The sequence below is a fragment of the Agaribacterium haliotis genome, from assembly GCF_002312815.1.
In the GTDB taxonomy this organism is placed as follows: Bacteria; Pseudomonadota; Gammaproteobacteria; order Pseudomonadales; family Cellvibrionaceae; genus Agaribacterium; species Agaribacterium haliotis.
On record NZ_NKQJ01000014.1, the window covers coordinates 114730 to 120777 of the forward strand.

Annotated in this window: 5 protein-coding genes; 2 read left to right on the forward strand and 3 right to left on the reverse strand. The window is 44.5% G+C overall.

Translation table 11 applies throughout. The features are described from left to right. The first annotated feature begins 37 nt into the window (after nucleotides 1-37). Together CFK45_RS15945 and CFK45_RS15950 are read left to right on the forward strand one after the other, a co-directional pair. A complete protein-coding gene (locus tag CFK45_RS15945; protein WP_096087444.1) occupies nucleotides 38-361 on the forward strand; it encodes a c-type cytochrome in 324 nt (107 codons plus the stop codon). 253 nt (nucleotides 362-614) lie between these two features. After that, nucleotides 615-2936, forward strand: coding sequence for a TonB-dependent receptor plug domain-containing protein (locus tag CFK45_RS15950; protein WP_158224735.1), 2322 nt, complete (start codon nucleotides 615-617; stop codon nucleotides 2934-2936). 23 nt (nucleotides 2937-2959) lie between these two features. Here CFK45_RS15950 and CFK45_RS15955 read toward each other — a convergent pair whose 3' ends face one another. The 3 genes from CFK45_RS15955 to CFK45_RS15965 form a co-directional block, all read right to left on the reverse strand. Beyond that, the gene (locus tag CFK45_RS15955) at nucleotides 2960-3142 is read right to left on the reverse strand and encodes a hypothetical protein (protein ID WP_096087446.1); all 183 of its coding nucleotides are present in this window, start codon (nucleotides 3140-3142) and stop codon (nucleotides 2960-2962) included. A gap of 325 nt (nucleotides 3143-3467) precedes the next feature. Continuing rightward, nucleotides 3468-4964 carry a DUF4135 domain-containing protein gene (locus CFK45_RS15960; RefSeq protein WP_096087447.1) on the reverse strand — a complete coding sequence of 499 codons (1497 nt, stop codon included), beginning with the start codon at nucleotides 4962-4964 and terminating at the stop codon, nucleotides 3468-3470. Continuing rightward, nucleotides 4958-6048: cupin domain-containing protein (locus CFK45_RS15965; protein WP_239923720.1), on the reverse strand; the 1091-nt coding region annotated here is incomplete at its 5' end. The genes CFK45_RS15960 and CFK45_RS15965, both read right to left, overlap by 7 nt.

Genomic DNA, 6048 nt, shown 5'->3' on the forward strand with positions numbered 1-6048 from the left:
TGGCTGGCCGATAAATGGCGTAAATGAGTAACAAGATATGACTGATATAACTGATTCAAAAGTGGCCGCGTTAAAGCTAGCTGGTGTGCTGACTATAGTTGTTGCGAGTGTTTTTCTTAGCATCGAGGCAAGCGCCAGTACTCCGCCGGAGGCGGCTGCCTGCGCCGCCTGCCACGGCCCCGGAGGCAAGTCGACGGTAGCGCTGTATCCGGTGCTGGCCGGCCAGCACGAAGCTTATATAAAAAAGCAGTTGCTGGATTTTAAATCGGGCGCGCGCAAAGACCCGGTGATGAGTGCGATGGCTAAACCGTTGACGGAAAAGCAGATAGATACCTTGGCCAAATATTTTTCCAAGCAGTAGAACTTCCCAGTGAAACTGCCCTTTACCCCGGTGTTTCTGTGAATAGGGTGTAAGTACAGAAGCGCCGGGGTGTTTTTATTCCTATTTAGCTTTTAACTTAAGCTTTGCTTGACCTGACTCTGGCGTTTTCCAGGGGCCTGGGCCCTAAGGAAAAAGCATTCGTCAAAATTTAGACTAAACTTATAGCTTTTGGGGCGGGGTTTGGTCTTTTATTATGGTGTTGTCGAAGGGGGGTGTTTACCGATATCTGTTAGTGCTTACCTACCTCTTAAGTTCGATGACACTGAGCCCTATAAGCGCCTTTGCGGCGCAAAATTTACCAGAAAACCTGTTTGATCTTTCTCTAGAGCAGTTGCTCGCCATTGAAGTGGATATCGCCAGCAACCTAAACGCGCCTGTTTCTCGTCAGCCCGCCTCCATATCCACCATCACTGAAGAAGATATTCGCTTAAGCGGCGCGCGCACGCTAAACGAGCTGCTGACCATGTTTGTGCCCGGCTATTTTATGGTTGAGGATCAGGACGATTCGATCGCGGCTTTTCGCGGCCTGGTGGCCGATAACAACTCTAAAGTACAGCTGTTGTTAAACGGTCAGAAATTAAATGCCGAGTGGTTTTGGGGCGCGCCAGATGCGGTGCTCAACGGTTTGGATTTGAATTATATTGCGCGCGTTGAGGTGGTTCGCGGGCCGGGTTCGGTTACCCAGGGCCAGGGCGCGCTTCTTGGGCTTATCAATATCGTTACGCGCTCGCCACTTAGCAGTGGCTTTAGTGCAAAGCTTAGTCGCGGCAAGGATGAATATGAGCAAAATAAGCTTGAGTTAAGTTATTTGGCCGAACAGTGGCACCTGCACGCGTATTTGTCCGAAGGCGGCTACGATGGCCAATTGATGCCGAATAAAGGTTGGGCCGAAGCGTACAGCGAACAGGGCTTAACGGTTGTTGAGCGCCAGCACCACCTCAAGCGCGCAGACTACACAAATGTGCAATTGCAGCTTGGCATCGGCGCATTTGAGCTCGCGTATGCCGGCTTTGACCAGCGCCGCGACTTATACAACTTTTTTAGAGATCGCGAGCAGGTTGAACAAAAACTTCAGCTTTTATCTGCAAGTTACGAGCGCGATCTAAGTACCGCTATTGCGATTCAGCTCGACGCTCACATGGCACAGGACGATTACGCTTTATACAGCCACGGTGGCAACCTTAAAAGCGCTAGCAGGCTCAGTTACGAACAAAGCGTGCGCAGTGATATTGACGGTATGGTGCCCGTCGCCGATGCCAGCGTGGCGCCGGGTTTACGTATGGGCGGGGCGAGAGAAGAGCGCCAGGGTTTTAAAGGCCTTGTGCAGATAAACCTTCCAGAGCAAAAGCTTAATATGGCAGCTGGCCTGGAATATATGCACTTTAGCTCTGGCAGATTAGATCAAAAAAACAGCAACTTTATTTTAAACGATGAAATTCAAACGCTGGGCTTGGAAAGTAACGGTAACGGTGGCTTTAGCCAGGGCAGCGATGTCAATCTAAGTAACCGTTGGGTTAAGCCTTATGAGTCGGATGTGCTCAGCTTATTTTTTGAAGGCGCTTACCAGCTAAGCGAGGCTTATCAACTTTTTGCCGCGTTTCGCTATGACAAACACCCCGAGTGGGGCGCGCAACTTAGCCCGCGCTTGGGCGCATTTTATTCACCGAGCAGTGAAGACCTATTCAGGCTAAGCTGGCAGCGCGGTTTTCGCGGAGCGGTGGGCGTGCAGTACGCAGGTGGTTATGTTCAGGATGGCCTGCTGGCCGAAAGCAGCTTTTCTGCAGTGAATGATATTTCTACGACACACGCGGATTTTGACTGGGATGGCATCGCCGCAAACGATGATAAAACGCTGTTGCCGACATCGCCCGAAACCATAGACTCCGTTGAACTCGCTTACACTCGCGAACAACAAAAATGGCGTTTTAGCAGTGTGCTTTTTTATAACTCGGTGAAAGATATTCTTACCGCCGAGGCGCACGGTTATGAAGGGCTGGCCTATGGCGATAAGGTGGGCGACGACCTTATCGCGTCGTGGGGCGGCAACTGGTATTACCAAAACCAGCAGGGGCGCCTCGATCATATTGGCGCTGAGCTTGAGGCTCAACTTCAGGGCGAAAAAACCTGGCTATCGTTTAGTCATGCTTATGTGGATATTGTTCACGCCGACCCGGGAACGCTTGGCATTTATGCAAGGCCCGGCAACAAAATAGCGGCCTATCCGCAAAATGTCAGCCGCGCGCATTTACGCTATAAGTTGCCGTGGTCTTTCGGGGCACTTACCTTCACCAGCCACTACAATCACCTGCGCTACTGGGGCTACAGCGCTCCGAATGGCGCATCCATGCCGGGTGCCAATGTCGCAAATTTGGGCTTGGGGATAAATAGCCAGCTTGGCCGGAATCTCTTTGCTGTCGATTTTATAGTAAAAAATATTTGGGATACCGATGCGCTTTACCCAATGAACGGCACAGGAGAATCAAACGGCGCAGAGGGAACGCCATCGCTGGAACAGCGAAGCCTTTGGTTGAGTATGACGTATCAGTTTAAATGACGTGCCCTTACTGGTCCCGGTTTTTAGTCAAATACAATATCGCTGTACCACTCTTCCAAAGAATAAAAACTAAGCCCAGTGGGGCTAATGCTTTCCATTGCTTCTTTAACGGATTGATGTACCAAGAATACTGATGTTTTTTCTAAGAGAAAAAACATCAGTCTCTTTTCAAGTGCAATGTCCTCGAGCTTATCTTCAGCTAACACTAGTTTTTCAAACTCAAAGATATGACCTGTTTTGGATAAATTCCTATCAGATTGGGTTCACCAAGCTTAAGTTTTAGTTGAGTTGGATCGTTTACGGCTGCACCAATCCATATTTCCCTGAAGCTTGATCCCATTCAAACAATGAATGGTGATCATTGTTTTCTCGCTCAACAACGTAGTACTTGTTGTTAATCATTATTTATATCGTTTGATTATTCCGGAGTCGCTAAATTGGCCGTGAAGAGAAATATGAGATAGATTCTATCTACAAGTAGAAAATCTTTGAAATGCTAGAAATTAAATAATGTTCTCGCGGTTTAAATTCCTAAAAACGATCTCTAAGAGTTGATATTTGGTGTTCAGTGACTTTGCTTGTTAGGCGCTGTAGCCGCTGATTAACAACCTCAATTGGTGACGAGTCAAATATATGAGGGATGTTGTCGCCTTCGAATAACAAGCTTCGGCTATTTGCTTGAACATATGCAGCAGGGATATTTAGGTTAGCTAAATCGATTTTTTCTTTTTGATATATCATTTCAGCAGACGCTCTAAATTTTCCATCTGCAGTTTTAAGATCCTGCTCCATAAAGGAGCTCCAAGAGTTATCAGAATATGATGAAAAATATGTCGCGGACATGCGCTCCGATAACAAGCCTGCGTATACTCGAGTTGCTCTTATTGGAACTCTAAATACAAGCTCGGGAGATATAAGGTTAAGTATGTCCTGCTTATTTTCAGCTAAAAAATCGTTTGCTAATCGTATACCTTTTGAAAAATATTCAAAATATTCAACAGCGGGAGCAATTCTGGCTCCATTAACCTCAACAGCACTTTTGCTTTTGTATAAGGCCAGTTCTCTATGTTCACTGGAGAGTCTTACCTGAAGGCCTGAATATGGATCAGGTCGAAAATAAAAATCTACGCAACTCAATCCACCATAATCTAGGTCTAGATCGTCGTATTTATCGTGATTGAAGAACAGTGAGCTGATGTCGTGAAACTCATCTCTTTCCCTTTTTAATAGATAGGACTCAGCAATTTTTGAAAACCTTGGCTGACAAATTGTTTCGCAATCTATAACAATCGGTCCATGTAGTGTGGCCATGATATTTTCGAAATGAAGGTCTGAAGAGTTTAATACTCCCGCAACTCCATATAAAACACCACCACAGAACGCAAAATTTTTCGCGTCACTCTCCGAAAGTAAAGGCTGATACGTGACACCCTCCATCCAATGATAACCACTAAATACCAAGGATCGGGGGGATAGAAGTGGAAGGCCATTGTCTAGAAAAAGAGAAGATATATTAGATAAAAGCTTAGATCCATCGCCTGTTCTAGGTTTATAAAACACCATCTCCGACGAAGTAAACTTTAACTCTAAGACATGTAGCCCATGATGCTTGTCAGCGCTTGCAACATTTACAGCTTTCAAAACGCTATCTCTAGAAATAAATCCCTCGTCTCTTAAGCTTTTAAGGTCCTTTTCAAGTCTAGCTTCAAGCAGGAGGTATTCCTCGATTAGTTGGGCAACTTGCTGATATAAGACCCTATCAAAAGCAACGCAGTTTTTTAAATATGAGCGGAGCCAATGTGTAAGTGACCATTCTGAAATGTTATTGAAATGATGCTCATGAGCGCTTTTTAAAGGTGTGCAAAACCGGTTGATTAACATTGATAGTTCAGTTCTCAATCCATCGAAAATGGCTTCATTTGAAGGTAACTGAAATTTAATATCACTTAATATTTCAGATGAGACGCTATCAATTTTATCCGTCGATCCTCCCCCGTTTGAGTTTCTAATTAAGTCTGATATTAGCATTTATCAAACTCCAGTAAGCCCAGTGCCAATAATTTTCCACACAAACTAATCGCATCACTTTTAGATATACCAGAATTCGTGGATATTAATGTAGGTGAAAATCGCTGATTTTCATTTATTGCCTGTAAAGCTTTGTAATATCCGGCAGAAATGTTGATTTTTGAAGGGCCCGAATCTCTTACACCATAGTCAAATAATAAGCCAATCACTTCGATGGTTTTAAAGTCATTCAGGAGTTTATAATTAATTGGTTCTAATCTTGATAATACTAAGGCATCGACTTCCGATAGGTTGTCTATGGTCAGCGTACTCTCTAAGGTGCTCCCAGGGAGATATAATCTAGGTCGCTTTTCTTTGTCCCTCATTCCAATATTTGTTAATTCAACCTTATTTATCGCACTTATTAGTTTTTCTGATCTACAAAGAGGGCTCCTCAGATGTTCGTCGAGATGGCTATACTCTTGAATTTTATTTATTAGGCCGTCTGCGACTGTTAATGGGTGAATTCCAACTGATAAATGTAATGACCCAGAATCACCAGGCAAGCCTTTGTGAATATGCCCGCGAGGTATAAATAAGACATTTCCCGGCTTTAGCTCAGCACTCAAATACTCGTTTCCGGCTTGATTCTGATCGATAGGGGGTTTAAACATACCTTCAATAGGATACGGAATACGGGGTTTAGCTACAGACCATAGCTTAGTCCCATGGATCTGAACCAAAAATACATCAACCTCATCATAATGATAGCCAAAACAATGCAGTGACGATGGAGATAAAAACGCTGTTACAAATGCTCTAGCTCCCTTGGGGTAGTAGCTACAGATTTCATCACATAGATGTGCAACGATTGGATTCAGGTGGTCAAGCTTATTAAATATGGCAGTGTAGCCATTAGCCAGTGACTCAAAAATCCACTGGAGAGAATCTTGTTTAGCGGCGGCATATACTGGATAAATTTCTTTATCTTCTCCTGCCATCCGAATATTATTTCTGATATGAGCCCTATTGACCCATAAATCTTTTTCAAAGTCAGAAAGTGAATATTCAAAATCAGGAAAAGCTTCATCCAATTCAAATGCTC